Source organism: Streptomyces sp. NPDC050263, assembly GCF_040655955.1.
Classification (GTDB): domain Bacteria; phylum Actinomycetota; class Actinomycetes; order Streptomycetales; family Streptomycetaceae; genus Streptomyces.
The window spans coordinates 17,701-40,303 of the sequence record NZ_JBFAKW010000015.1; the positions used below are offsets into that span (position 1 = coordinate 17,701).

32 protein-coding genes are annotated in these 22,603 nt (G+C 71.5%); all 32 read right to left on the reverse strand.

All coding sequences use genetic code 11. The features are described 5' to 3' along the window. Nucleotides 1-2,786: hypothetical protein (locus AB0J04_RS09690; protein WP_363167811.1), on the reverse strand; the 2,786-nt coding region annotated here is incomplete at its 3' end. Nucleotides 2,787-2,835: 49 nt separating this feature from the next. Further along, the gene (locus AB0J04_RS09695) at nucleotides 2,836-3,420 is read right to left on the reverse strand and encodes a hypothetical protein (protein WP_363167812.1); all 585 of its coding nucleotides are present in this window, start codon (nucleotides 3,418-3,420) and stop codon (nucleotides 2,836-2,838) included. 12 nt (nucleotides 3,421-3,432) lie between these two features. Next, nucleotides 3,433-3,945, reverse strand: a complete 513-nt coding sequence (locus AB0J04_RS09700) for a hypothetical protein (protein ID WP_363167813.1) — start codon at nucleotides 3,943-3,945, stop codon at nucleotides 3,433-3,435. A 7-nt stretch (nucleotides 3,946-3,952) separates the two neighbouring features. Further along, nucleotides 3,953-4,939: a phage tail tube protein gene (locus AB0J04_RS09705; RefSeq protein WP_363167814.1), complete on the reverse strand. Its 987-nt coding sequence runs from the start codon at nucleotides 4,937-4,939 to the stop codon at nucleotides 3,953-3,955. Beyond that, a complete protein-coding gene (locus tag AB0J04_RS09710; protein WP_363167815.1) occupies nucleotides 4,939-5,157 on the reverse strand; it encodes a hypothetical protein in 219 nt (72 codons plus the stop codon). Before AB0J04_RS09710 ends, AB0J04_RS09705 begins: the two co-directional genes overlap by 1 nt. Before the next feature lie 9 nt (nucleotides 5,158-5,166). Then, nucleotides 5,167-5,637 carry a hypothetical protein gene (locus AB0J04_RS09715; RefSeq protein ID WP_363167816.1) on the reverse strand — a complete coding sequence of 157 codons (471 nt, stop codon included), beginning with the start codon at nucleotides 5,635-5,637 and terminating at the stop codon, nucleotides 5,167-5,169. A 1-nt stretch (nucleotide 5,638) separates the two neighbouring features. Beyond that, nucleotides 5,639-6,460, reverse strand: a complete 822-nt coding sequence (locus AB0J04_RS09720) for a hypothetical protein (protein WP_363167817.1) — start codon at nucleotides 6,458-6,460, stop codon at nucleotides 5,639-5,641. Nucleotides 6,461-6,546: 86 nt separating this feature from the next. Continuing rightward, on the reverse strand, nucleotides 6,547-7,200 hold the full coding sequence (locus AB0J04_RS09725; protein ID WP_363167818.1) for a hypothetical protein: 654 nt from the start codon (nucleotides 7,198-7,200) through the stop codon (nucleotides 6,547-6,549). Further along, entirely contained in the window at nucleotides 7,200-7,604 is a 405-nt protein-coding gene (locus AB0J04_RS09730; RefSeq protein ID WP_363167819.1) for a hypothetical protein, read from the reverse strand. Before AB0J04_RS09730 ends, AB0J04_RS09725 begins: the two co-directional genes overlap by 1 nt. Nucleotides 7,605-7,670: 66 nt before the next feature. Beyond that, nucleotides 7,671-8,918, reverse strand: coding sequence for a phage major capsid protein (locus AB0J04_RS09735; protein WP_363167820.1), 1,248 nt, complete (start codon nucleotides 8,916-8,918; stop codon nucleotides 7,671-7,673). 67 nt (nucleotides 8,919-8,985) lie between these two features. Next, entirely contained in the window at nucleotides 8,986-10,245 is a 1,260-nt protein-coding gene (locus AB0J04_RS09740) for an HK97 family phage prohead protease (protein ID WP_363167821.1), read from the reverse strand. After that, entirely contained in the window at nucleotides 10,245-11,570 is a 1,326-nt protein-coding gene (locus AB0J04_RS09745) for a phage portal protein (RefSeq protein ID WP_363167822.1), read from the reverse strand. The genes AB0J04_RS09740 and AB0J04_RS09745 overlap by 1 nt, the downstream gene beginning before the upstream one ends. Further along, on the reverse strand, nucleotides 11,567-11,797 hold the full coding sequence (locus AB0J04_RS09750) for a hypothetical protein (protein WP_363167823.1): 231 nt from the start codon (nucleotides 11,795-11,797) through the stop codon (nucleotides 11,567-11,569). Before AB0J04_RS09750 ends, AB0J04_RS09745 begins: the two co-directional genes overlap by 4 nt. Beyond that, complete coding sequence (locus AB0J04_RS09755) at nucleotides 11,791-13,377, reverse strand: terminase (protein ID WP_363167824.1); 1,587 nt, start codon at nucleotides 13,375-13,377, stop codon at nucleotides 11,791-11,793. The genes AB0J04_RS09750 and AB0J04_RS09755 overlap by 7 nt, the downstream gene beginning before the upstream one ends. Beyond that, on the reverse strand, nucleotides 13,340-13,621 hold the full coding sequence (locus tag AB0J04_RS09760) for a hypothetical protein (protein WP_363167825.1): 282 nt from the start codon (nucleotides 13,619-13,621) through the stop codon (nucleotides 13,340-13,342). The genes AB0J04_RS09755 and AB0J04_RS09760 overlap by 38 nt, the downstream gene beginning before the upstream one ends. A 302-nt stretch (nucleotides 13,622-13,923) precedes the next feature. Beyond that, nucleotides 13,924-14,364 carry an AAA family ATPase gene (locus tag AB0J04_RS09765; protein ID WP_363167826.1) on the reverse strand — a complete coding sequence of 147 codons (441 nt, stop codon included), beginning with the start codon at nucleotides 14,362-14,364 and terminating at the stop codon, nucleotides 13,924-13,926. A gap of 6 nt (nucleotides 14,365-14,370) precedes the next feature. Then, complete coding sequence (locus AB0J04_RS09770; protein WP_363167827.1) at nucleotides 14,371-14,814, reverse strand: hypothetical protein; 444 nt, start codon at nucleotides 14,812-14,814, stop codon at nucleotides 14,371-14,373. After that, nucleotides 14,814-15,008 carry a hypothetical protein gene (locus AB0J04_RS09775; RefSeq protein WP_363167828.1) on the reverse strand — a complete coding sequence of 65 codons (195 nt, stop codon included), beginning with the start codon at nucleotides 15,006-15,008 and terminating at the stop codon, nucleotides 14,814-14,816. The genes AB0J04_RS09770 and AB0J04_RS09775 overlap by 1 nt, the downstream gene beginning before the upstream one ends. A gap of 1 nt (nucleotide 15,009) precedes the next feature. Next, entirely contained in the window at nucleotides 15,010-15,174 is a 165-nt protein-coding gene (locus AB0J04_RS09780) for a hypothetical protein (protein ID WP_363167829.1), read from the reverse strand. Nucleotides 15,175-15,176: 2 nt separating this feature from the next. Then, nucleotides 15,177-15,431, reverse strand: coding sequence for a hypothetical protein (locus AB0J04_RS09785; RefSeq protein WP_363167830.1), 255 nt, complete (start codon nucleotides 15,429-15,431; stop codon nucleotides 15,177-15,179). 2 nt (nucleotides 15,432-15,433) lie between these two features. Continuing rightward, complete coding sequence (locus AB0J04_RS09790) at nucleotides 15,434-15,724, reverse strand: HNH endonuclease (RefSeq protein WP_363167831.1); 291 nt, start codon at nucleotides 15,722-15,724, stop codon at nucleotides 15,434-15,436. A gap of 2 nt (nucleotides 15,725-15,726) precedes the next feature. Continuing rightward, nucleotides 15,727-16,272, reverse strand: a complete 546-nt coding sequence (locus AB0J04_RS09795; protein ID WP_363167832.1) for a hypothetical protein — start codon at nucleotides 16,270-16,272, stop codon at nucleotides 15,727-15,729. 128 nt (nucleotides 16,273-16,400) lie between these two features. After that, entirely contained in the window at nucleotides 16,401-16,661 is a 261-nt protein-coding gene (locus AB0J04_RS09800) for a MerR family transcriptional regulator (protein ID WP_363167833.1), read from the reverse strand. A 216-nt stretch (nucleotides 16,662-16,877) separates the two neighbouring features. Beyond that, the gene (locus AB0J04_RS09805) at nucleotides 16,878-17,180 is read right to left on the reverse strand and encodes a hypothetical protein (RefSeq protein ID WP_363167834.1); all 303 of its coding nucleotides are present in this window, start codon (nucleotides 17,178-17,180) and stop codon (nucleotides 16,878-16,880) included. A gap of 131 nt (nucleotides 17,181-17,311) precedes the next feature. After that, nucleotides 17,312-17,893, reverse strand: a complete 582-nt coding sequence (locus AB0J04_RS09810) for a hypothetical protein (protein WP_363167835.1) — start codon at nucleotides 17,891-17,893, stop codon at nucleotides 17,312-17,314. 101 nt (nucleotides 17,894-17,994) lie between these two features. Then, nucleotides 17,995-18,177 (reverse strand): hypothetical protein, encoded by a 183-nt coding sequence (locus AB0J04_RS09815; protein ID WP_363167836.1) that lies wholly within the window; start codon nucleotides 18,175-18,177, stop codon nucleotides 17,995-17,997. Nucleotides 18,178-18,313: 136 nt separating this feature from the next. After that, nucleotides 18,314-18,898, reverse strand: a complete 585-nt coding sequence (locus AB0J04_RS09820) for a hypothetical protein (protein WP_363167837.1) — start codon at nucleotides 18,896-18,898, stop codon at nucleotides 18,314-18,316. Continuing rightward, nucleotides 18,895-19,407: a hypothetical protein gene (locus AB0J04_RS09825; RefSeq protein ID WP_363167838.1), complete on the reverse strand. Its 513-nt coding sequence runs from the start codon at nucleotides 19,405-19,407 to the stop codon at nucleotides 18,895-18,897. The genes AB0J04_RS09820 and AB0J04_RS09825 overlap by 4 nt, the downstream gene beginning before the upstream one ends. Further along, complete coding sequence (locus tag AB0J04_RS09830) at nucleotides 19,404-20,039, reverse strand: hypothetical protein (protein ID WP_363167839.1); 636 nt, start codon at nucleotides 20,037-20,039, stop codon at nucleotides 19,404-19,406. Before AB0J04_RS09830 ends, AB0J04_RS09825 begins: the two co-directional genes overlap by 4 nt. After that, entirely contained in the window at nucleotides 20,039-20,341 is a 303-nt protein-coding gene (locus AB0J04_RS09835; protein ID WP_363167840.1) for a hypothetical protein, read from the reverse strand. Before AB0J04_RS09835 ends, AB0J04_RS09830 begins: the two co-directional genes overlap by 1 nt. Next, nucleotides 20,338-21,069 (reverse strand): nuclease-related domain-containing protein, encoded by a 732-nt coding sequence (locus AB0J04_RS09840; RefSeq protein ID WP_363167841.1) that lies wholly within the window; start codon nucleotides 21,067-21,069, stop codon nucleotides 20,338-20,340. Before AB0J04_RS09840 ends, AB0J04_RS09835 begins: the two co-directional genes overlap by 4 nt. Beyond that, the gene (locus AB0J04_RS09845; RefSeq protein ID WP_363167842.1) at nucleotides 21,066-22,568 is read right to left on the reverse strand and encodes a hypothetical protein; all 1,503 of its coding nucleotides are present in this window, start codon (nucleotides 22,566-22,568) and stop codon (nucleotides 21,066-21,068) included. Before AB0J04_RS09845 ends, AB0J04_RS09840 begins: the two co-directional genes overlap by 4 nt. Nucleotides 22,569-22,603 lie beyond the last annotated feature (35 nt).

Below are 22,603 nucleotides of genomic sequence, written 5' to 3' on the forward strand. Positions count from 1 at the left end.
CGGCGGCGCTGTTTTTGTTGTTCTCCCCCCCGCCCCCCCGCCGCGGGGGCGGCTCGGGGGGGGGGCGGGGTGGGGGCCGGGTTGCGCCCCGCCCCCCCCCCCCCGCCGCCGCCCCCGCCCGCTACGACCAGCGCGCGGGGCATGACGGGCTGGGGGCTGCCGACCCGGACGGACCTCGCGCCGCCTCCGCCGCCGCCGAGACGGTCGCCGTTGATGGCCTCGACGAGCCCCAGATACTTCCGCGTGCTCGCTGCGTTGATGACGTACTCGCCGTTGGACAACATCGCCGACACGCTGTCCGAGGTGGACGTGCCCGGCCCGGCGACCTTGCCCCCGCCCGGGAACCGGTGGACGGGGCCTCCGGCAGCTCGGCGGACCGGGCCGCCGCCGGCCATGTGGTGCGGCGTCGAGTAGTTGGTGTAGATCCACGTCGTCGCCGAGTAGCCGTCCAGGTTGGTCAGCGCGTCCTTGGCCAGGGCGATCTTGCGCTGCAGGTCGGAGATGTCCGCACGGATCGACGCCGTCTTCGACGACGGGGCCTTCGCCAGCCGCTCCTTGGCCTCGGCCAGCTTCTTCCTCAGGTCCTCGAGGTCGCCCTTCAGCCGCGCGGTCTTGTCCGGGGTTTTGAGGATCTGGTCGGCGAGGGCCTTGGCCTGGGCCCGGGTCAGGCCCATCTGCATGGCCGACTCGATGAGCTTGGTGCGGCCGCGCTCGTAGACGGCGTTGACCGCCGACCAGGACGAGCCGTTCTCCCGCGCGGACGCCGCTGCTGCGTCGGTCTTCCCGGCCAGGTCGGTGAGCGCCGTGGCCGCGGCGCGGGCCTTCTCCGAGTTCAGATTCAGCTGGCCGTGCGACATCGACAGCGCGCCGGCGTTGTCCTGTGCGGCCTTCGTCGTGGCGTCGATCGCGGCTTCGAACCCGATCATCCCGCTGAGTCCCTGGCGCTGCACGTCGTTGAGGGCCTGGATCGACTGCCGCAGCCCGTCCGCCGACAGCTTCTGCAGGTTGAGCTTCTGCTGCACGCTCTGCGCCTGGGCCCCGAACAGGCCCATGCTCTGGGCCGCGAGAGCCTGCTCGAACTTGGCGTCGGCCAGCGCCGACTTGTAGTCGTTCAGCTTGCTCGTGAACTCGACGGTGTCGCGGCCGCCCTTGCCGTACTGAGCGGTCAGCTTCTTCAGCGCGGCCTCGGCCAGGTCCGCCTGGCCGCCCTGCACCAGGTTCGCCAGCGCCTTGTCGACCGCGTCGATGTTGGCCTTGGCGTCCTTGACCGGAGTGGAGTCCCATCCCGTCCACCCGACCAGGAACTGCTGCACCTTGTCCGTGGTCGTCGGGTCGGTCAGAGCGCGGACCTTGTCGTACAGGCCGCCCAGGTCCGTGCCGAACGCCTTGGCGGCCTCGCCGGTGGCCTTGCCCGTGGTGCCGAGCTGGCGCAGCGAGGACGTCAGCTTGTCGACGTCCGGCGGCGCCTGCCCGCTCTTCTCGGACAGCTGCGACAGGGCGATCAGCAGCAGGCCGATCCCGGTGCCTGCGATGGCCAATTTCGCCGTGCGCGACAGTGTGCCGATCGCCGCGCTGACCCCGGCGAGCGTGCCGGGTGCGGCGGCCGCCGCCGTCTTCATGGCCATCAGCTGCGCGATGAAGGCGACCACCGCCGCCCTCGCCGCGGTGAACCCCAGCGCCGCCAATTTCACGGCTTTCAGCGCGAGTGCGAGCTGCAGGAACATCGCGATCGCGCCGGGCGGCACGGCGGACACCAGACGGGCGACGGCCTCGACGGTCTGCAGGAGGCCGACGCCGACGTCGCTGCCGGCGTCCAGCACGTGGATCACGGACTCGGCCACGCTGCGCATGACGCTCGCCACGGTGGGGCCCTGCGCACGCGCCCACTCCAGGAACGCCCGCGCGTTCCCGCCGACTTCTCCGCTGGCGCTGAGGCGGAGCAGGTGGACGATCTCGTCGTTGACGCCGCGCAGGGTCTTCTGCCCGAACGCCGTGAACTTCGCGTTGAGACGGTCCAGGCCGGGCGAGGCCACCGCCCCGCCGAGGACCGTCATCAGCCGGTCGGCCTCGACGCTGGCCGCCGCCGCGAGCCCGGCCGTCTTGGGCAGCAGCGCGTCGACGATCTCCACGCCCTTGATGAACGGGGCCATCGTCGTGCCGGCGAGGCTGTCGGAGAACTCCTTGTAGTGGTCCTTCAGGACACTGACCGCGGCCGCCGCCTGCCGGGTCGCCGGAGGCAGCTTGCCCACCTTGGCGGCGTACTCGATCTGGGCCTGGGCCGCCTCCTGCGAGGACGCCCCCGACTTGTCGACGGCGTCGGTGTAGGCCTTCTCCGCCTCGGCGACCTCGCCGAGCGCCTTGATCTGCGGGATGATCGCGGCGCCCATGGCCGCCATCCCCGCCGCGACCGTCAGCGCGCCGAGAGCGAGCGGCACGAGGGAGGCCGCCGCCGGGATTGCGGCCGGCCACAGCAGGCGCGTGACCTTGCCGAGCTCGTCCATGGCGCTGCTGCTGGAACGGACCGCCGGGGACAGGGCATGCGTCTGGGCGGTCAGGTCTCCGGTGCTGGCCGTCAGCAGGGCCATGGCCTCGGCGACGGAGATGTACCGCCCGTGCAGGTCACGCAGCCGCCCCTGCGTGTCCCGCGTGAACCCGTACATGGACGCGTTGCCGGCGCGGGCCGCGTCGTCCAGGCGGCGGGCGAGCAGGGTGGCGTGGTCACCGGCCCCGTCGAGGGTGCCCGACAGGTCGTCGGCGCCGGTGAGGGTGAACAGCATGCCCGGCATCAGTCACCGCCTTCGGCCCGCTGCGCCTGGTGCTGCTCGATCCAGGCGGTCAGGACGTAGAAGTCGCCGACGGCGAGGTCGTCGACGAGGGGAGGGGGGATGTGGAGGATGTGGGCGAAGAGTCCGAGGTAGACGCTGCGGGCCCGTTCGATGTCGGGCTCGGGCTCGAAGGACCGGCCGGCGGGCTCTCCGTGTCCGCCGGCGTCGGCGCGGCCTCTTTTGGGTCCTTCGCCCGCGCCTCGATCAGGGCCCGCGCATGGTCGGGATCGACGGCCAGCGCAGGCATCCGGGCCAGGAGAACGCCGGCCACCATCTCGCGGGTGAGGTCCGGGTCCTTGTCCGGCGAAGCGAACGCGTTGTCGACGTAGGCCGCGACCTCGGCATTGCTCAAGCGGGTCGTCATCTCGGTGACCCCGGGGTCGAACTCCCCGAACCGCAGGCTGGGATTGCTGCGCTTCTTGATGACCCAGACGATGCCGCGCATCGCCTCCAGGTCGTCCTCCTCCAGGCCCTGCAGGATCTGCTGCCATTTCATGTCGACCGTGCGCTGCACGATCGCCGCCTCGGAGACCTTCAGAACCGCAGCGTCGTACTGCTCGGGCTCCCCGCCCGCGGGGGTGTACACGATGATCAAGGGGGGTTGCTCCTATTCGAGGCGACGCCGCACGTCGTCCGCGACGCGCTCGACTTCGCTGGTGATCCGGCCGGTGTGGGAGCGCACGGTGCGGTCCCACCAGCCGGGGTTGGCGTTCTGCTGCGCCCAGCGCCTGCGGTTGGCGAAGACGGGGTGGCGCACCCTGCCCTCGTTCAGCCGCTCGACGAGAGAGGCCGGGATGTCCGAGGGCAGCTGCGATCTGTCCAGCCAGACGCGGGCGCCGGGGTTGCCCGTGGTGCGCACGCTGATGCGGATGGCGTCGGCGATCGCGATGCGCAGCGGGCGCGTCGTCGGCGAGGGACCGCCCCGCTTGCCTGCGGCCCGGCCCTGCGAGCGGATGTCGAGTCCGCGGATCGCGCTCTGCAGGTCGTTCCGCAACGGCTCGGCCGCCCGGCGCAGCCGCCGCTGGAAGCTGCTGCGGATGTTCTCGTGCCCGGCCCTGCGCAGCCGCGCCGACAGCTCGATCAGCTGGCCGGTGCCGGTGATGCGGATGTCGCGTACCACCGCCGGCTCACAGCGCGGTGTCGACGCTGATGAGCTCGATCTTCGGGAGGTTGGTCCCGTCGTAGAGCCCGGTGAAGTTGAACGTCGGCTTGACCACGCCGTACCCGTCGACGGCCGGCGGCCCCTCGTCGAGCTTCACGGCGGGCAGCGTGATCCGGAACGTCTCGAAAAACGTGCTGGCGATGAGCGGGCCCACGAACTCCCACACCAGGGACGTCGCCCCGTCCGAGGTGTGCAGGTCGTCCAGGGTGGTCGCGACGTAGTCCGTCTCGAGCGATCCGCTGATCTTGACCAGGTCGTTGCTGATCGGCTCCTTCTTCAGGGCCGACTGGTTGGCGTAGAACCGCTCGGTGTCCTGCGGCCGCTCGATCTTGCAGCTCACCTTGCGGATGCCGTCGAGAGCCGCCTCCGCGCCGAACGATCCGACCTTGAGCGCCATCTGCCCGAAGTGGAACGGGGAGGCGTTGACGTAGGAAGCAGCCGCCAGGGTCTGGCTCTCGTCGCAGTCCTTGGCGTCGAACTCGAAGGAGCCCGTCAGCATCTCGCCGACGCCGCAGGAGAACTCACCCGATGTGATCTTGCAGCCGAGGAACGACTTGTCGGTGACCGTGCCCGTCGTGAGAGGCACGCCCTTCTGGATCGTCAGGCTCTTGCCCGCCGTGTCCGCCAGGGTGTGCGTCTGCAGGTACGCGGCCGTCGCCCCCTGCTGCACCGGCGTGACGCTGGTCCCCATCAGCGCCTGGACGAGCAGCCCCATGCCCTTGTTGGCGATCTCCAGATCGATCGACCCGGTGGCCTCCCGCCGGGTGACCACACGCCGAGAGGACAGCGCGAGGAGCCGGTTCGCGGCGATGCCGGCCGACTGAGCCGTCGTCTTCTTCAGGACCAAACTTTCCTTGGTGAACTCCGGGAACCGCGTCGGTGCTACGAACGTGCCGTACGTCGACTCAGCAGCGATCCCGATCTGGGCGCCGAGCCCGGATCCGATGGCCATCAGTCCTCAGCTCCCTTCGCGGTCTTGGCCGCGGTCTTCTTCAGCGGCGGGGCCGCTTCGTCCTTGGGCTCTTCGACGGCCTCCCATGTGCCGGGCTGGCACACGTAGCCCTCGAAGCGGTGGTCGGGCACTTCGACGACCTCGTCCGGCTCGACCGTGCGGTTGTCGAGCTCGGGGACGGTCACCGGCTCCGGGCCGATGAAACGCACACGCGCCATTGCTCCTCCTCAGATCCGGGCTTGGCAGGTCACCGTGAACGCGAGAGCGACCCGGGCGCCCTGCTCGGTGAAGGTCTGGCGCAGGACGCCGCTGGTCAGGTGCGCCCACAGCACAGCGCCGTTGAGGGTCGGCGCCGTGGGGTTGAGGGCGGAGGCGCGCAACGCCTCCTCGATCTCGGCGAACAGGTCGAAGGTCCGCACCCGTACGGCGGCGATGCTGTCGCCGCCGTTCCAGACGTCGATCACGCCGTTGATGGCGAACTGCTCGTTCCGGGTGCGCGCGCCGGCGGCGTTGAAGTTCTGCGTCATCTCGACGGCCTGGTCGCCGTCGATCGACCAGCCCACGGCGATCAGGTCGGCCTGGGAGACGTCGCCGGTCGGCGGCCCGTCGAGGATGAGGACGCCCTGCTGCAGGGCGGGGCGGGCGGCGAGGATCGCCAGGAGCTGGGTGATGGCGTTGGGTACTGCGGAGGTCGCCATGTCAGGCCATTCCCGGGGGCAGTTGGTCGGGGCTGAGCAGCTGCAGCGCCCGGTTCGGAATCGCGTAGCCCAGGCCGGGGACGGGCTCGGTGACGTCGAAGTCGCCGGTTCCCAGCTGCGGGCGGCCGGAGCCGTACTGGGTGCGGGCCAGGTGCTGCAGGATCAGCTCGGCGGCCGCGCTGATGTTCTCGGCGACGATGCGCCGTCCGGCGGTGTAGGTGACGCGCAGCGGCCCGTAGAGCGGGCCGCCGTCCTTGCGGCGCACGATGCCGTCGTTGCCGTCCAGGTCCAGAGCGGCGACGTCGTACGTGGGGCCGCCGTCCAGGACCGGGACCACGCTCGTCAGGGCGAGGGCGGGCAGCTTGCGCAGGGCGAGCGCCTGGACCCGGCCGACGGTGTGGGTCTCAGTGACGGTGCGTTCGGCGACCGGGCCGACGAACCACTCCACCGCCGCGGTGGTCGCGCCGATCCACCGGCGGATGCTCTCGTCCTGCGACGTGCCCGCCGGCATCTTCAGCTGCTGCTTCGCGTCGGCCAGCGAGATGATCCACGTCGGGATCGCCTCGCGGACGTCGAACACGTCCACGTACGCCGTCGCGTTGATGCCGCTGGCCACCCAGCGCACGGCGTGACGGCCCGGCTGCGTCGTGGCGTAGGTGTACTTGTACTGGCCGGTCGACACCGGGACGACCGGGTCGAAGACGCTGGACGTCCCATCGGGCAGCATGACGGTCAGGGCCATGGATCCCGCGTCGGCCGGCACGCCGTCGTCGTCCGTGACGGTCGTACTCAGGCGCGCGGGCGCCCCCAGGTCGAAGGGCATCTCAGCCTCCCTTCACAGTCGGGTCGGGGCGGCCTCGTCGCCGCGGCCGTCGCCGCGGCGACGAGGACCACCGCCGAGCACGGCGGCTACCAGGAGCGGGTCTCCGGCGGCTCGGCGCCGCCCCCGCCCCGGGAGAAGTCCGCGGCGACCTCACGCTGCGGGCTGCGCCCCTCTGCCACGTCCCGGGACCGCGCGGCCTCGAGCACCTGGTCCCTGTTCTTCGCGATCCCGGCCCGGTTCTGGCCGGCGGCCTCGGTGTCCAGCACGCGCAGGGCCTCCTGCTCTCCGACGGTGTCGAGGTAGGCGAGCACTTCCTTGTTGCTGTGCTCGTCCGGGTTGAACGCCACGGCGGGCTCCTCGGGGTCCTGGTTCTCCAGGGCCGCCGGGTCTTCCATCCCTGGCGTCTGGCCGTCGCCGTCGGCAGACGGGACGGGCAGGCGCACAGTCACCGACCAGCGCACCCAGCGCGGGCCGTCCTCGACGCCGGCGGGAGGCTCGATCTCTTCGAGCGTCGCGGCGAGGACCTCGAGCGGCTCCCCGTCTTCGCCGGCCACCAGCGGCTCCTGGTGCACCGCCGACGGCACACGATCGCCGCCTTGCTCCTGGCCGTCGTCGGCGAGGACCGCGCGGTGCCCGTCGGCCCAGCTCGCGGCCTCTTCCTCGCTCACCTCGACGACGTCGCCGGGGGCCCACGAGAAGTCGGCTCCGGCGATCGCCTCGAGTACGCGGATGTGGGGCATCAGGGGTGCACCACCGGCGCGTTGCGCGGGTTGGCCAGGACGACCGACGCCCCGTACGTTCCGCCGGACGTGGTGCCCGAGGCGGTGACCGCGATGCGCAGGTACCGCTTGAGGCCCTTGTAGCCGACGACGTACATCTTGTTGTCGTCGGAGGCACCGATGGACGGCTCCGTGCCCTGCAGCTCGGAAGCGGCCACGGAGGTGAAGGTGGTGTTGTCGTCGGACTCCTGGACGTCGACGGCGTGCGTGCCATCGGTGATCGTCCCGGTGTGCACGACGATCAGGGCGTCCTGGAACGCGGCCCCGTTGAGGTAGCGGTCCACGCCCGTGCCGTTCGCCGAAGCGGTGCGGGTGGCGATCGCCAGGGTCTCCCGCACGGTGATGTTGCTGTACGCGTCCTTCACGACGCGCTCCTTCCTGTGAGCGCCGACGGGCCCAGGCGCGGCGGCCCGGGCCCGTGCGTGCGGGGGTCAGCTGGCGGAGTGCTGGTACAGGCGGATCGCGGACGAGTCCTGGATCATGCCGTCCAGGCGGGAGAACCCGAGGAACGCGACCTGCAGGTACTCGGCGTACCGCTCGACCAGGCGCAGGGTCTGCACGGCCTGGACCTGGCGGATGACGTAGCCCGCCTTGAAGTCGCCGAACGCGATCGTCTTGGCGCTGGCGGCGGGCTGAGGCATCGAGTTGTCGAGGGTGTACTCGAAACCGTTGATCGTGGCCGGGAACCCGGGCGCGGGGATCGGCACCCACAGCGGGCGCCCCTGGGTGTCCTTGAGCTTGCGGATCACCTTCAGCGTCTGGTCGTGCATCAGGTACCGGCCGTTGGGCCGGTAGGCGCTGTCGACACTGTGCTCGAGGTCGATCAGGTCGTCGTAGATCAGCGACGTGGTCTGGCCGTTGGCGCCCTGCTTGCCGACGACGCCGCCGGTGGTGATCCCCTCGGGCTGGTCCACGCCCGTGCCCGTCGTCCAGGCCCGGGCGGCACGGCGGCCGATGCGCTCGCCGAGCTTCTTCGGCACCCACGACTCCAGCGGGAACGCCGTGTCCTGCAGGAGCGCCATGGACAGCTTGACCTGCTTGGAGCTGAAGATGTGCGCTTTCAGTGTCTTCCCGCCGACCGTGATGTCCTGCTCACCGGCGGACTGGTTCTCGCCGAGGATCTCACCCTCGTTGCCGGTGTCGTCGTTGGTCGGCCACTTCAGGTCGGCGCCGGTACCGGTCGGGATGACCTCGGCCAGACCGAGGAGGCCGCCGAAGGCCTTCATCGTCTCGGTCATGACGTTGCGGAACTCGTCCGGCACGGTGAACCCGCCGGCGGTGTCGATGCCCGCGCCCATCGCGCGCAGGTCGACCTCGTTGTCCATCATCAGGTTGCGCTGGTCGGCGGTGAGCCGGTCCATGCCGCCGCGCAGGTAGATCCCGAACGCGTCGCGGTACCGCTTGGTCTTCTCCTCGGCGTCGGTGCCGCGGCGGCCGTCGCCGGGCTCACCGGTGGTGGTGACGATCTGGCTGCGGTCGATCTTGTCGAGCGAGGCCATCTTGTTGAGGCGCTCGATGTCGCCGGACACCTCGGTCAGCCGCTTCTCGGCGCCGTCCCAGTTGGTGCGCTCCTCAGCGGTCCAGTCCCGGCCCTCGCGCTCGGCGAGGTCCTGGATGTCCTGCATCCGCTGCCACGTGGTGTTCTGCTCTTCGATGAGCCGGGTGAGCTGTGCAGGCATGTCTGTCCTTCCCAGGCATGCGAGAGGCCTCGGCCAGAGGTGGCCAGGGCCTCGAGGTGAGTGGTGATTACGAGGGGGTCAGCTGCAGCCCGTAGCGGGCGGCCAGTCCCCTCATGCGGAGTGCGCGCGTGTCCGTGTCGCTCCGAGTGGTCTCTGCCGGCTCGGGTGCGGTCGGGGCCGCGGCTGGCTCCGGTGTGCTGGTCTCGCGAGTGGACTCACCCGGCTCGCTTCCAACTGCCTTCAGTTCAGGCGCTTTGACCCCGGCGTCCTTCAGGTGCCGGGCCAGGTGCTTGTAGACCGCCTGGCGGTCCTCCTCGGGGATCGTCGTCCCGCCGCGGGCGCCGTTGAGGACGCCGATCGCTGTGGTGCACGCGACCGTCGAGGCCGCGCCGACGTCGCCGTCGACGCCCACGAAGTGGTGGATGAACCGGTACGACGACTTCGCCGCGGCGTCGCCGTCGGGGTCCACCCAGGCGTGCGCCATCCGCAGCGCCGATTCCTCCTGGGGGAGATCGCTGGAGTTGGCCGGCCCGTCCCACGCGGTGTCGGAGGTGTCGGTGGAGTGGACGGCCAGGCCGCCCCGTTCCTCGGCGGCCGCGGCCTGCCGGACGCTCTCGCCCGCAGCAGGCGCCTGCCCGGCCGGCGCGTCACCGGCCGTGGCTCCGGCGCCGACCAGCTGCAGGAGGTCGCGCAGCTCCGGCCGCAGCTTGGCGCGCTGCTCGATCGCGCTCTGGTCGCCGCGGCTGACGAGCGCGCTGGCGACGCTGGCGAGCTCGGCTTCCGTGTCGACGTATGCAGGGAAGGTGACCGCGCTGACCTCGATGAGGCGGGCCTCGAGGATCCGCCGCACCTCGACGTCGGCACTCTGCCCGTCGGAGGTCTCCACCGTTTCCAGGGTCCAGTCGTCCTTGATGACGTAGAACCCGAAGGACATGCCGGTGATGTTCTTGTTGCGGACGTTGGCCTTCAGGTCCGATACGTACGACAGGCCCTCGTCGAGGGCGGAGTCGACGGCCAGGCCGCGTGTGTCCTCCGCCAGGGCCAGGGTGCCGGCCGACACCCGCGACACCACGTAGTAGGAGTCGTGGTCGATGAGCATCCGCGCGTCGCCCTCGGACAGGGTCTTGGTGAACGCGCCCGGAGCGATCTCCTCGTAGAACCCCCAGCGCAGGGGATTTCCGATGGCGGTGCGGGAGTTGAACACCGCGGCGTACCCGTTGAACCGCTCGCCGGCGTCCACGCCCTCGTCCGCGCGGATGGCCACGCCCGCGGTCGAGAGAGGCAGGCGGCGGCGCTCCTCAGTCGTCGTCCTCGTCAGAGTCCTCATCACACGCCTTCCTCAGTCTCGTCAGGGGCCGCCAGCAGTCGCTGCGCCTCCGCCATCAGCGCGGCCGCCCGCGCCCTGTTCGAGCCCCCTGTGGGCTGCTCGCCGTCCGGGGCGAGCGGGTTCGACCCCAGCGGGGCCATGTACATCGGCTGCAGGTAGACGTCTCCGCCCTTGCCCGCAGGCAGCGGCGGCATCTCCTCGAGCGCCCGCACGTCGTCCGCGTTGTAGGCGCCGACGTCGCGCATCGCCCGGTAGAACGTCGCCCGCGCCGCCGAGTCGCCCCGCAGCAGGCCGCCCATCTGGTAGTTCGCGTACAGCTCGCGCGGCAGCAGCTCCTTGGTGATCCGCTGTTCGGTCGGCGTCAGCCAGGTCGGGTTGAGGTCGAACGTCACCCAGCCCTGCGCCTGCTGCTCCAGGCCCGTGCCCCACGACGTGCTCTTCTCGGTGGACATGAGCAGGAACGGCGGGACGCCGAACATGCGGGCCAGCTCGGTGACCTGGAACTGCCGGGACTCCAGGAACTGTGCGTCGGTGTTCGGCATCGCGACCGGCTTGAAGGACGCCCCGCTGTCGAGGACGGCCACCTCGTGGCTGTTGCCGACGCCGGACATCTTGGCCTTCCAGCGCTCCTTCAGCCGGGCGGCCTGGTCCGGGTCGAGGCGCTGCTCCGTCTGGAGCACGCCGCCGATCAGGTTGCCGGAGCCGAACAGGCGGGCCGCGCTCTTCTCCGCCGCTTGCGCCAGCCCGATGCCCTGCGAGGCCAGGCGTACGGGAGAGCAGCCGGTGAGGCCGTCGTAGCCAAGGCCCGGGATGTGCAGGATCTCGTGAGGCGTCTTGACGTGCTGCGTTCCCCAGTCGTCCGTGACGTAGAACCACTTGCCCGACGGGTTGCCGTCGCTCGGCTTCTCCCGGTCCACCTGCACACGGTCCGAGGACACCGGCCACAGCTCCCGGATCTGCCCCGCCCCGTCACGGATCTTCTGAATGTAGGAGTTGCCCCACAGCACCCGGTACAGGTACGCGAACCGCCACAGCTCCACCGGCGTCAGATCCGGATGCGGATTGCGCAGCAGCTCGAACGGCTGCTTCTCCCGCGTGCCCTCCTTGTACGTCGGCAGCGGCAGCGCCGACGACACGCCAGCGATCAGCGACACCGCCCGCCACACAGGAGACGCACGCAGCGCCGTCGTCTCCGACACCGCCACCCCGGCATCCGACTGCACGCCACCGAGGAACTCGCTCAACGCGGCGGAGGTGAGCGGCTGCGCCGGACTCTCCAGCCCCCGCCTCGACGCCCCATCAAACAGGCCGAACAGACCGCTCACGTGCCCTCACCTCCCCCCTGCTCGCCGCCCTGCCCACCTGCAGCACGCCGGTCGGCCATCGCCCGCTCGCATGCCAGCACCCCCAGCACGCCGCCGAGCATCACCGCCGCCGGCACACTCCACAGCGCCAGCCCGGCCACTACGACCAGGACGAACAGCGCCTCGAGGACCAGCAGCCAACGCCCGCCCGCACGAGCCTCCGGCTCCACCGGCTCCTTCTTCACCACAGGTTCGGCGCCCCTTCCGGCTCGACGTCGTGGTACTGCTCCCAGCCCCACAGCGCGTACGTCCCCGACACCAGCGGGCACACGTCCACACCGTCGCCGCGCCGCGACCACAGCCACGCATCGCCCACGTCCCGCTTCGTCGCCCCGGCAAGGGCGACCGCCATGGGCGCCTGGTCCAGGTGCTGCAGGCTTCCGTCTTGCGTACGGTCGTAGAACTGGCCGCAGGCCTGGGTGAGTTCGCGGACCTTCGGCGCCACCACCAGGTGGTCACGGCCCCGCGCAGCGAGCTTCTTCCGCAGTGGCGGGGCCAGTGATCCGGCCGGCCCGCCCTCGTCGATCACCCATACGCACGGTGACCACTTGCGGTCCAGCTCGTCCGCCCGTTCCACCACCCAGTCCGTACCGGGCCGGTGGTCCACCACCTCGACGTGCCGCGCTTCGTCGTCCGTGCCTCCGGCCACGCTGATGGCGGACGCGGTCCGCTCCGGGGTCGTGTCGATGGAGAATGCCACCGGGTCCGCCAGACGCGACTGGCGCACCCTCAGCGCCCGCCACGCCGCCTCTGCGATGACCTGCCATGTCTCCTCGGCCTGCGCCGGGTAGTCGCCCTCGCCGAGCCGCTCACGGTCGAACAGGTCCGGGCGCATCGTCGCGAGCTCACGTCTCACGGCCTGCACACGGATCCGGATCCCGAGGGCGGGGTTCACTCGCTGCCACGTCCGTACGTCCGCCCGGTCGTCGTGCTCGTCACACACCACGCGTCCGTCCTCGTCCCGCGGGCACTCCCGCGCGTGCAGTACGGCCGACCACTCCAGGTACGTCAGGGACTCGTCCGGCTCCGGTGTGTCAGCCAGAGCCCGCGCCCGCAGCAGCGCAAGCTGCTCGCTCTCCTGACCGATGCCGGCGCTGCAGGTGTAGACGATCTGCGGGTTGAACCGCGCCGACATCACCGGCAGTAGCGCACCGATGGGCGCCGCCCGCAGCGACATCGCCTCATCCATCACCAGCAGGTCGCCGGAGAAGCCACGGCCCGAGCTCCCGGAGCGCGCCAGGAACCGGATCCGCGCCCCGTTGAGGAACTCGAAGCCCTCCTCGCCGTGGGAACGGATCACGCGCTTCACGCGGCGGCTGAGGGCGTACGAGCCCTCGATCATCTGGTCCAGGCGGCGGAAACTCTCCTGTGCCGTCTTGAACTCGTGCGCGGTATGGATGACCAGCTTGTCGCCAAACAGCATCACCCCGGCGATCTGCCTGGCCTCGAGGAAGCCGCCCTTGCCGTTCTGCCGGGTGACGTTCTGTACTACCTCGAACGACGTCCAGCGGCCCTCACGGTCCTCGGCCAGGCTGTGGTGAAGGCCCAGCTGCTGCCACGGGTCGAGCACGAGGTTGGAGTCCGCGGCCAGTTCCACGGCCTCCTGGCCAGCCGGAGACCGGAAGGCCAGCGCGGCCTGGTCCTCGACGCCGCTCCACCGGCCCGTCTCGATGCGTCGGTAGTGCGGAGTGGAGATGATCCGCGGGGTCTGGCAGCCGATCGGGTCGCTGCTACGCGGAGTTGCGGGGGCGTCGAGCAGCAAGCTCATCGATCTTGTCCCCCCTGTCCTTCGGGGGCGCCAGTCCTCGCACTGTGTGCATGGCCTGCCGCAGCTCCCGGGCGGCGCTGGCGACGTCCTTGGGGTCGATGGCGGAGTCCATGATCTTGGCGAGCTTCATTGCGGCGGCAGCGGAAGCGTTCGTTTCGGAGGAGACGCCGAGGTCATCGAGCTCGGCCCTGGTCGCCTTGGCGACGGCACCCGCGCGGACTCGCTTGACACCGGGCTCGCTCATGATCACCTCCGCACACCGAAGGGCGTCACGCGGAGTGACAGGCTCGGTGGTTACATAGAGTGAGCAATGAGGCGGTCACGGAGTGTGACGAGTTAGGAGGTCCAAACCGAGTTCGCGTGAAAAATCTTGGTCGGGGAGAGAGACGGGCGACAAGGGCGTTTGGGTCGCCCGGTCCTGCCCTGAACTTTTGATCCACTCTCTCCCGCCGGCCATCCGGCCGATCACAGACCGCGCTGCGCGTCGCTCGCTGTCATCGCTTTGCGTCGCGCTGCGTGAAGAGGCGGCCGCGGGGCGGCCGGCCGTCACCAGTCACGGGACGCCTGGGCGGTGGCCGGGCGGGGGTCGCCGCCGCGGTAGTGGCGGTACCAGCGCGTGACGACGCGGTCCATGGCGGACGAGCGCATCGCTCGCACGCGCTCGCGCACCACTTGCTCGCCCGGGTCGACGGTGACGATCTCGGCGCCCAGGCCCCGGTAGCGGGCGAGCCAGGCGTCGCTGGGCATGGTGTGGATCAGGTAGACGTCGACCTGGTCCCGCACCTCGAACGCCTCCTGCATGGCCGCGTACCGCGCCTTGTGGGCCACACGCAGGTGAATCGGGTCCTGGTTCCAGTTCGGCGCGCCGGGGCCGGTGAGGGCGCGGGTGATGCGGTCCAGGTCGATCACGATGTCCGCAGCCTTGGCGTGGGCCTCGATCCAGGAGGACTTGCCCGCAGCCGGCGGGCCGGTGACGACGTACAGCACGCTGCGTCACGTCCCTGGCTGGGTGCGCGGCGGGCAGCCAGGGCAGGGGGCGGGGTAGTCGCAGGCGAGAGGCCAGAGGCAGCCTGCATCAGGGCCCGCGCGGAAGATGACGGACGTGCCGTCTTGGAAATCGATCAACTCGCGGCCGTAGGCGTGCGATACACGCTTCACGAAGCGATCGCCCTCGTAGACTCGGGCGAAGAGGGTGAACGCTTCGCGGAGTTCCTGGCGGTTCCGGAAGCGCAGTACGCGCTCAACGTTGCCTCGGGCGGGGCGCAGCAACTCGTGGTTGCCGGTGATGATCGCAGCGGCCACGGAGTCCGGTGTGTGGCCGTCCTTGAGTAGGGCTGCTGCTGTGGTGACGAACCGTTCGGCGGTCGTGGTGCCCTGCTGGCGTGCAGCCTCAGCAGCGGAGACGGTCTGAAGGAAGACGATGAGGCTAGGGAGCATCAGGGCCTCCGTGTGCGGCACCATGTGTTGCCGCAGTCGATCAGGGCGGGGTCGCTGAACGTGTCGGTGAGGCTGTCGGGCGGCGGGCTGGGCGTCATGCCGAGGTCGCGTTCCAGGCAGCTGGTCACGGCGTACGAGGCCCGGTCGTGGGTGGGGCAGCGGCCGGCGATGCGGGCGAGGAGCCTGGTCAGCACGCTACGTGTCCGACTCGGGGTGGTGCTCGGCGATGTGGGCGTGGACGGGGGCCAGGTCGAAGCCGAGGACCATGCGCTTCATGTCGGTGCGCAGGCGCGCCCCGAGGGTGATCTCTTCACCGCACGCGGGGCAGCGGACGTGGCAGTCCCATTCGCCTGAGGCCATGGTCACCACGTTCGGGGGTGTGGGGCGCGGCGGCCGATGCAGGTGGGGTTGTGCTGGCCGAGGAGGGTGCAGGCGAGGCGGCGGGGTGCGGCGTAGGCGAAGTCGCGGGGTTCGTGGAGTGCGTAGCCGAGCCACCAGCGGAGGCCAGTGCGTGCCTGCCAGGCGGAGTTGCGGGGTGTGAGGACGCGTCGCCTGCCGCGTGCGACCTCGGCCTTGAAGCGTGCGGCGAGCTTGGCGTAGTCGTCGTCGTAGCTCATGGTCACCACCTGCGTGAGGAGCGGACGGGCTGGCGGGCGGCGTCGGTGCGGTTGCCGCGTTGTGAGTTGCACTTGCGGTGAGCGCTGCGGGCGTTGGCGGGGTCGTTGAGGTCGCCGCCGCGGGACAGCGGGATGGCGTGGTCGAGGGTGAAGGCGTCGCGGTGGCGTTGGGCGGCGTAGCCGGTGAGGTCGTAGCGGATCGGTTCGCCGCACCACCAGCAGGGCAGGCGGAGAGCGCGTTGCTTGGTGCAGAGGCGTCTGTAGGGGCGGCCGTTGCGGGGGTTGGTCGGCATGGTCAGCCGCCGTCGCGGCGCCGGCCGCTGCGCATCTGGCGCGCGAGCTCCTCGCCTACGGCCTTGGGATCGGGGTTCTCAGGGGCGAGCTGGATGTTCAGGTCGTAGGCGGCGGGCCGGGCGTCGAGGCCGGCGGTCAGGGCGGTGGCGACGTGGGCCCAGGTGTCCGCCATGGCGCGGGCGCGGTCTGCAAGGCCGCGGTGCTCCTGGGCGGAGGCGAGCTCGCGGTCGTGGTCTTCGCCCCAGGCCGGGACCATCTCTGCGGCGGCGGTGCGGTGCTGGGCGGCCTGGTCGTGGTGCTCCTGGGCGGCGTGGGCGTTTTCGAAGGCGAGTTGCTGGGCGATGCGCAGTGCTGTGTCGCGGTCGAAGGCGGTGGGCGGGGTGTCGGGCATGCGGGGCTCCTTGTGGCGAGGGGCGCCCGCCGTGCGGCTGTCGACGAGGACGGCGGAGGGGGTGAGGACGATGCGTCCGGTGCGGGCGGTGCCGCCGACGGGGACGGGGAAGGTGCCGAGGAGGGTGATGGTGGAGGCGCCCTCGGGGAAGGCCATGCTGTCCTCCCTTCACGGTGTGGGGCCGCCGCCCGGACGCTGCGCGCACACCAGGAGGCGTCCCGCTGGGGACCCCCCGAGGTGGAGACTTCCTCAGTCCCGTCGCCGGGCGGCGGAGTACAGGGGGTTCAGCCGGCGAGGCGGCGGGCGGCGGCCGTGTTGAGGCGGGCGGCGCGTTCGGCGGCGGCGACCTGCTCCTGGCTGTAGATGCGGCGGCCGTGCTCGTCGGTGCGGGCGTCGCTGCGCTGGAGGTGGCCGCGGCGTTCCCAGCTGTAGATGGTCTGGATGCCGCGGCCGGTGAAGGCTGCGGCTTCGCGGACGGTGAACCATAGGCGGCCGTCGGCGTCCTCGCGGCCGTGTCCGGGGGCGTAGTCGTCGGGGTGGGGCATGCTCACCCCCTTCGGGAACGCGAAAGCCCCCGCGCTGGGCGGGGGCTCGTGGTGCTTGTGGGCACAACTGTGCTGTTGGCACCGGATTATGCAGTGCTGATCGTCGGCGTGTCCAGCGCTGTGATCTAGCAAGTAACACGGCGGCTGGGCGCAGGAGGGGCTGCTTGCCGAGCCAGCCAAGGGGGCCGCGGGTGTGCGCGAGTTAGACCAGTGGGATCACGGCGTGTCGTTCAGGGTGTCCTCGAGCATCTTGTTCTCGTCGAAGTTGCCGTCGCTGTCGGTCCAGCCGAGGTCGTTGAGCGAGGCGTCGAGGACCAGGGCGTCGTAGTCGTCCTCCTTGACTCCGTCGCAGGCCTTGGGCTTGCCTTTGCCGTCGTTCTTGTACTGCTCGGCGAGTGCCTTGCGGCAACTGCTCACGGTGTCGTCGTACGACGGCTGCTGGAGCCAGATCACAGTCGCCGTGGCGGTGCCGGCGACGGCCAGGGCACCGGTGGTGATCAGGGCGGTGGTGCGGCGCATGGCTCCCCCTTGGGGTGGCGAGGACGGGGCGTGCAGCGGGACGGCGGCTGGAGCGGGGGAGCCCCGCCGCGACGGGGGATTGCGCGGCGGAGCCTGGTGGCCAGTCTGCTACAGGACCGTGGTCGGTCCGGTCAGTAGTTGGCGTTGGCGAGGATTTCGCCATTCTTGTCGTACACGGTGACCAGTCCGTTGTCGGACTCGTAGCACGAGGTGAACGCGGAGGCGATCAGCTTGCCTTCGCCCTGGTGCGGTCCCATCAGGCCGCCGGTGAAGTCGGTGAACACCTCGGGGGCGTCGATGAGGTTGTTCCGCTTGTCGGCGCCGGTGACCTTGGTGACGTGTTTGATGGCGGTCTTCTCGGTGGCGGTGCCGGTCTTGGCGACGCAGGCCTGGAACTCCTCGGCCTGGGTCTTCTCGGCCGGTGCCTCTTCCTTCGCCGGGGTGTCCTTGGCTCCGCCGGCCTTCGCGGACGCGGTGGCGGCGACGGCCTTGTCCTTGTTGCTGTTGTCGGTGGAGTCGTTGCCGCCGCCAGCGTTCGCCGCGATGGCGATGATGACGAACAGGCCGAAGACGCCGAGGCATCCGAGACCGGCGATCTTTCCGACGCTGCGCTTCTTCGGCGGCTGGGGCATCGGGGCTCCGTAGCCGTGCTGCGGGTGCGGCTGCTGTGGGTAGGGCTGGTTGGGCTGCTGGTGCGGGTATTGCTGGCTCATGATTTCCCCGAGGCGTGAGTGACGACGTACGGATGAACGACTTGTGGAGGGGCTGTGTGGTTGCGGCGAATGGTGAGATTCACCAGAACGTGACGTACCGGTCAGTTCTGTTCGCCGGGCTGTGCGACGCCGTTCTGTTCGCGCATCGCACGGTCGGACTGGTCGGCGTACCGCCGGCGCTGCTCGGACGTCCAGTCGGCGACGCTTTGCGGGAGGGCGGCGCGGGCGGCGGCGAGTCCGGTGGACTCGGGCGTGGCGTCGGGCTTGCTCCTGAATAGGCCCATGATGGTGTTCCTGTCTCGTGTACGGGATGGGTGGACCGGGGCGGTCGGTCAGCTGCCAGGCGGGCGGCCGCCCCGGGGTAGACGGCCCGGTAGATCCGGGGTAGATCGCCGGTAGACGCGGCGGTAGACGTGCAGGTCAGGCGGCGGTAGACGGAGCGGTAGACGCGACCGGGGCCGAGGCCGGGGAAGGGGTCAGGTCGGCCCGCTTCACGCCCCTCGTGGGGACCTTCGAGCCGGGTGCTTTGACCTTGAGGTGGACGGGGATGCCGAGGGCCTCGAGGTGGGCGCGTAGGTCGCTCACCGTGCGGCCCTCCCACTGGCCGTGTTCCTGGAGGTGGGCGAGGACCGTGCGCAGGTGCACGGCGGAGGCCTCGCCCATGAGGTCCAGGAGCAGCGCGCGGATGGCCTCGTCCCGGGGCGCTGCCGGGGTGTCGGCGAGGGCCTGCTGGGGGGTGGGTTTCCCGGCCCGCCAGGCGGCGGTCAGCCACGCTGCGGTGAGCAGCCACATGAGGTTCGGGGCGGCGCTGGTGACGCACCACAGCAGGTAGACGGCGAAGGCGAGGAGGAGCAGGCGTGCCCAGCAGCCGAGGCTGGCGCGCCAGCCGGTGAGGTCGGTGCGGCGGCCGCGGGCGACCCAGGCGGTGAGGCGGGCGGTGCGGTGGCGGGCCAGCGTGGTGGAGCCGGCGGCGAGGCGGCCTGCGGTTGAGGCGAGGCGGCTCACAGGATGTTCGCCCCCTGGAAGGCCTCGACGGCGGCGGCGCCTGCGCCGTTGAGGGCGGCGGGCAGCCAGGAGAGGAGGCCGGCCACTCCTGCGGTGAGGCAGAGGACCGAGCCGGTGTATGCGCCGCCGATGATGCGCCGCTTGTCGGCCTTGCCTGCGTCTTTCCAGGACAGGCTGACGGCGAAGACGACCAGGACGACGATGGCGGCGCCGGTGGCTCCGAGGCCGGTGAGCTGGCCGGCGGTCAGGCCGGCGGTCTGGACGGTGCCGGTGGTGGCGTGGCCGAGGCGTTCGCCGCTGCCGTTGGCGACGGTGCCGGAGCGGTGGGAGGCCCAGCCGAGGAGGCCGCCGGGGCAGGCAGCGGCGCATGCGGCGGCCGTGAACCCTTTGGCGAACGCGGCGAGCTTGTTCATCTCGCGGCCGCCGGTCCACCAGGGGCGCAGGTTGGCGTAGAGGACGAGGAGGGCGGAGAGGAGGCCGCCGAGGGTGAGGGCGGTGGTGCCGGTCATGGGATGACTCCGGTGAGCAGGGTGATCGGGTCGTACCAGCCGAGGGCTCCGACGGAGCCGGTCAGCGCGGTGACCAGGAAGAAGCGAGGGATGAGGCGGCCGGTGGCCCGGTCGAGCGTCCAGGCGGCTGTGAGGGCGACGCCGGCGATGACGTAGGCGGCGCCGATGCCGGCCTCGGTGCGGGCCTGGTGCAGGGCGTCGGCCCATGCGCCGATGGGGCTGTCGCCGTCGGCCCAAGGGGTGACCGCGGCGAGGATCGCGGCGGCCATCCGCCAGGTGACGAGCCGGTCCCAGAGCCGGGACCAGAGCGGCGGACGCTCTTCCTCGGGTTCGGGGACGATCAGGACGACCTCGTGGATGTGCCGGACCACCGCGGGCTGTGGTGGAGGCGGTGGCGGGGCGGGAGGAGGAGGCGGTGGCGGCGTGGGCGGGGTGCGCCAGGGCGGGAGCTCGCCGGGCTCGGGCGGCCGGGCGGGCAGCGGTACGCCCGCGGGGATGACGCGGGTCGGGACGATGGGCTGGTCGGGCACGGGGTGCTCCTGGTGCTGGTGGCCGAGGGGCCGGGCGGCGAGGCGGTGCAGGTAGGCGCGGGCGCGCAGCTCGTCTGCGTCGAGGTGCGGCCGCGCGGCCATCAGCGGGCCCGGCTGCGGTACGGGGCGGTGCAGTCGCAGCCGATCGCGCGGCGTGCAGCCGACTGCCCGGCTGCGGTGCAGTCGTGGCCTGTATCCGGGCAGCGGTACGGCTGCGGCTGCGCGCGGGAGTGCAGGGTGCGGGCGGCTGCGATGGCGGCGACGACGGCCAGGGCGAGGACGGCGTGCCGCAGCCGGAGCTGTACCGGGGTCGGGTCGGCTGCGTCCGTCAGGTGGCGGCTGCGGATACGGCTGCGCAGCCACAGGGCCGTGGCGGCTGCGAGGGTGAGGAGTGCGAGGGTCACCGGTCGCCTCGCCGGCCGTAGGGCGGGAACAGTTCGCGGACGGCGCGGCCGACGACGTCCCCGTCGTACGCCGGGCGGATGCGGGCCAGGATGCGCAGCTGCAGGCATGCCTCGCTGGCGGGCACGATGTGGATGTCGTCCAGGAGGAGCGGCCGGCCGTCGCATGATGGCCCGTCGACCAGGACGACGGGGATCACGCGGAAGCGATGGCGGAGCGTCTTGGCGACCGCGTCTGCTTCGTGCCGTACGCCGTCCAGGCGGTCGGTGACGTCGCGGTCGCCGTGGAAGAGGCGGCCGTCGCGGACGGAGACAGGCCAGTGCGCCGACCAGCGCTTGGTGTCCACGACGAAGACGACGCCGCTCCAGCTGACCGCCAGGTGATCGAGGTTGGCCCGGCTGCCGGGCAGCGCCCGGTCGTGCAGCACGGTCCAGCCCTCGCTCTCAAGCTCCCGCAGGCGTCGGGCGGTGCGGCGCTCCCCTTCCGCTCCGGCCGCCCAGCGGGCTGCCTCGCTGCCGCGCTGGGTCGGGATGCCGAGGCGGTCGGCGACGCGCACGGCGGGGGTGCGCAGCCGGCGGGCGCGGGCGGCTGCGGATGCGCCGGCGCCGACGGGGTGGCGTCGGCTGCGCAGCCAGCTGCGGATGCGGGCGGGGATGCGCAGCCGCGGGCCCGGGTCGACGACGAGGGCCAGGAGCGCGAGGAGCAGCAGGAGGTGGCAGGTGTAGTTCATCGTGCGGACGCCTCCTTGGCGTCCGGCTGCGCAGCCGCAGCCGTGGTCGCTGCAGCCGGGAGCTGTTCGTGGATGCGCTGGGCGCGGCGCTGGCCGATGCCGAGGTCGCGCTGCAGCTGGCGCTTCGACACCGGCTTGCCGGTCCGCGAAAGCTCGGCTGCGTTGAGGGCCTGGGCCTTCTGGAGGACTGCGGCATCGTCGGGGCTGCGCAGCTGCGCGACCTGGCTGCGGCTGCGGGCCGGGGCGGCTGCGGGGTCGGGTGCGCAGAGGTCCGGCTGCGGCGGCAGCGTCGGCCGCAGGTCCAGTACCAGCGCCTCCCCGGGGGCGATGAACTCAGCCGCACCCGGTGAAGCCGCAGCCGCTACAACGTCGCGGGGTGCAGCCGGATCCGGGTGCGGTGCATCCGGCTGCGTGAGTACAGGAGCCGGTGCGGGGAGCGGCTGCGGCTGCGTGGTGAGGAGCGGCTGCGTGTCCGGCTGCGGGAGTGCAGCCGTAGGGCGCAGCGCGATCCGTACCTGGGTCGCCGAGACGGGCACCCCGTACTCGGTCGACAGGGAGGCGATCTCCTCGACGCTCGCCTCGGAGTGCGCGGCTGCGATGGCGCGGACGGCGTCGAGCGGATGCATGCGGCGCAGTTGCGCGCCGGTCACGCCGAGGGGGGTGGCCGGGTGCGGCTGCGGCGCGGGCTCGGCCACCCAGGGCGAGGTGATGTCCATGGTCTTGAGGTGGATGGCGGTGCGACGGCCGGCGAGGTCGGTGAGGAGGGCGTGTCGGCGTGCGCCGTCGGCGGCGGCGTGGGTGCGGGCGACGGCTGCGGCGAGGCGGGCCCGCCCCCACGGGCCGAGGTAGTGGCGGGAGGCGAGGCGTACGGCGCGGGCGTGGGCGCGGTCGCGGGTGATGTCCTCGGCGGTGCGGTTGCGGGTGGCGAGGCCGAGGTGGGACAGGAGGCGTTCCCGGAGCTCGTGGCCGATCTGTGCGGGCAGGCCGGTGGAGAGGGCCTCGGGTCGGGTGACGCGGATCTCGAGGCCCATGGCGAGGTGCCAGAGCAGGGCGGCCATGACGGGGCCGAGTACGGCGCGGACGATGCCGGCGGTGAAGCCGGACTCGGCGAAGGCGGGGATGGTCTGGACGCCGGTGATGCACCAGACGAGGACGCCGGGCACTCCCGGGGTGCCGGCGTGGTCGGCGGTGGCGGTGGCGCGTTTGTTGGCGCGGGCCATGACGGCGCAGGCCAGGAGGGCGGCCTCCCCGGCGGCGAACATGACGGCGCGCTCGTCGACGTCGGCCATGCCGAGGCGGTGCTCGGCGAAGCGCCAGGACGTGTCGCCGCTGTAGGCGGTGCAGATGAGGGCGCCGATGCCGGCGGTGAGGACGGCGCCGCTGGTGCGGCTGACGATGAGGGCGGCGACGCCGGTGACGGTGGCGAGGAGGAGGGCCGCGGCCAGGAGTGGCGGCCAGGAGAGGTGGTCCGTCCACGCGTTGGGCTGGTCCAGGAACACGTGAGCTCCAGCAGGAGGGAAGAAGAGGAAGAGCG

Excerpts from the sequence above, each read along its gene's own strand:
- AB0J04_RS09705 (WP_363167814.1), bottom strand. The coding sequence starts at position 4,939 with ATGGCCATCGGATCCGGGCTCGGCGCCCAGATCGGGATCGCTGCTGAG.
- AB0J04_RS09710 (WP_363167815.1), bottom strand. The coding sequence starts at position 5,157 with ATGGCGCGTGTGCGTTTCATCGGCCCGGAGCCGGTGACCGTCCCCGAG.
- AB0J04_RS09715 (WP_363167816.1), bottom strand. The coding sequence starts at position 5,637 with ATGGCGACCTCCGCAGTACCCAACGCCATCACCCAGCTCCTGGCGATC.
- AB0J04_RS09720 (WP_363167817.1), bottom strand. The coding sequence starts at position 6,460 with ATGCCCTTCGACCTGGGGGCGCCCGCGCGCCTGAGTACGACCGTCACG.
- AB0J04_RS09725 (WP_363167818.1), bottom strand. The coding sequence starts at position 7,200 with ATGCCCCACATCCGCGTACTCGAGGCGATCGCCGGAGCCGACTTCTCG.
- AB0J04_RS09735 (WP_363167820.1), bottom strand. The coding sequence starts at position 8,918 with ATGCCTGCACAGCTCACCCGGCTCATCGAAGAGCAGAACACCACGTGG.
- AB0J04_RS09740 (WP_363167821.1), bottom strand. The coding sequence starts at position 10,245 with ATGAGGACTCTGACGAGGACGACGACTGAGGAGCGCCGCCGCCTGCCT.
- AB0J04_RS09755 (WP_363167824.1), bottom strand. The coding sequence starts at position 13,377 with ATGAGCTTGCTGCTCGACGCCCCCGCAACTCCGCGTAGCAGCGACCCG.
- AB0J04_RS09760 (WP_363167825.1), bottom strand. The coding sequence starts at position 13,621 with ATGAGCGAGCCCGGTGTCAAGCGAGTCCGCGCGGGTGCCGTCGCCAAG.
- AB0J04_RS09770 (WP_363167827.1), bottom strand. The coding sequence starts at position 14,814 with ATGCTCCCTAGCCTCATCGTCTTCCTTCAGACCGTCTCCGCTGCTGAG.
- AB0J04_RS09780 (WP_363167829.1), bottom strand. The coding sequence starts at position 15,174 with ATGGCCTCAGGCGAATGGGACTGCCACGTCCGCTGCCCCGCGTGCGGT.
- AB0J04_RS09785 (WP_363167830.1), bottom strand. The coding sequence starts at position 15,431 with ATGAGCTACGACGACGACTACGCCAAGCTCGCCGCACGCTTCAAGGCC.
- AB0J04_RS09790 (WP_363167831.1), bottom strand. The coding sequence starts at position 15,724 with ATGCCGACCAACCCCCGCAACGGCCGCCCCTACAGACGCCTCTGCACC.
- AB0J04_RS09795 (WP_363167832.1), bottom strand. The coding sequence starts at position 16,272 with ATGGCCTTCCCCGAGGGCGCCTCCACCATCACCCTCCTCGGCACCTTC.
- AB0J04_RS09800 (WP_363167833.1), bottom strand. The coding sequence starts at position 16,661 with ATGCCCCACCCCGACGACTACGCCCCCGGACACGGCCGCGAGGACGCC.
- AB0J04_RS09805 (WP_363167834.1), bottom strand. The coding sequence starts at position 17,180 with ATGCGCCGCACCACCGCCCTGATCACCACCGGTGCCCTGGCCGTCGCC.
- AB0J04_RS09810 (WP_363167835.1), bottom strand. The coding sequence starts at position 17,893 with ATGAGCCAGCAATACCCGCACCAGCAGCCCAACCAGCCCTACCCACAG.
- AB0J04_RS09815 (WP_363167836.1), bottom strand. The coding sequence starts at position 18,177 with ATGGGCCTATTCAGGAGCAAGCCCGACGCCACGCCCGAGTCCACCGGA.
- AB0J04_RS09825 (WP_363167838.1), bottom strand. The coding sequence starts at position 19,407 with ATGACCGGCACCACCGCCCTCACCCTCGGCGGCCTCCTCTCCGCCCTC.
- AB0J04_RS09830 (WP_363167839.1), bottom strand. The coding sequence starts at position 20,039 with ATGGCCGCGCGGCCGCACCTCGACGCAGACGAGCTGCGCGCCCGCGCC.
- AB0J04_RS09840 (WP_363167841.1), bottom strand. The coding sequence starts at position 21,069 with ATGAACTACACCTGCCACCTCCTGCTGCTCCTCGCGCTCCTGGCCCTC.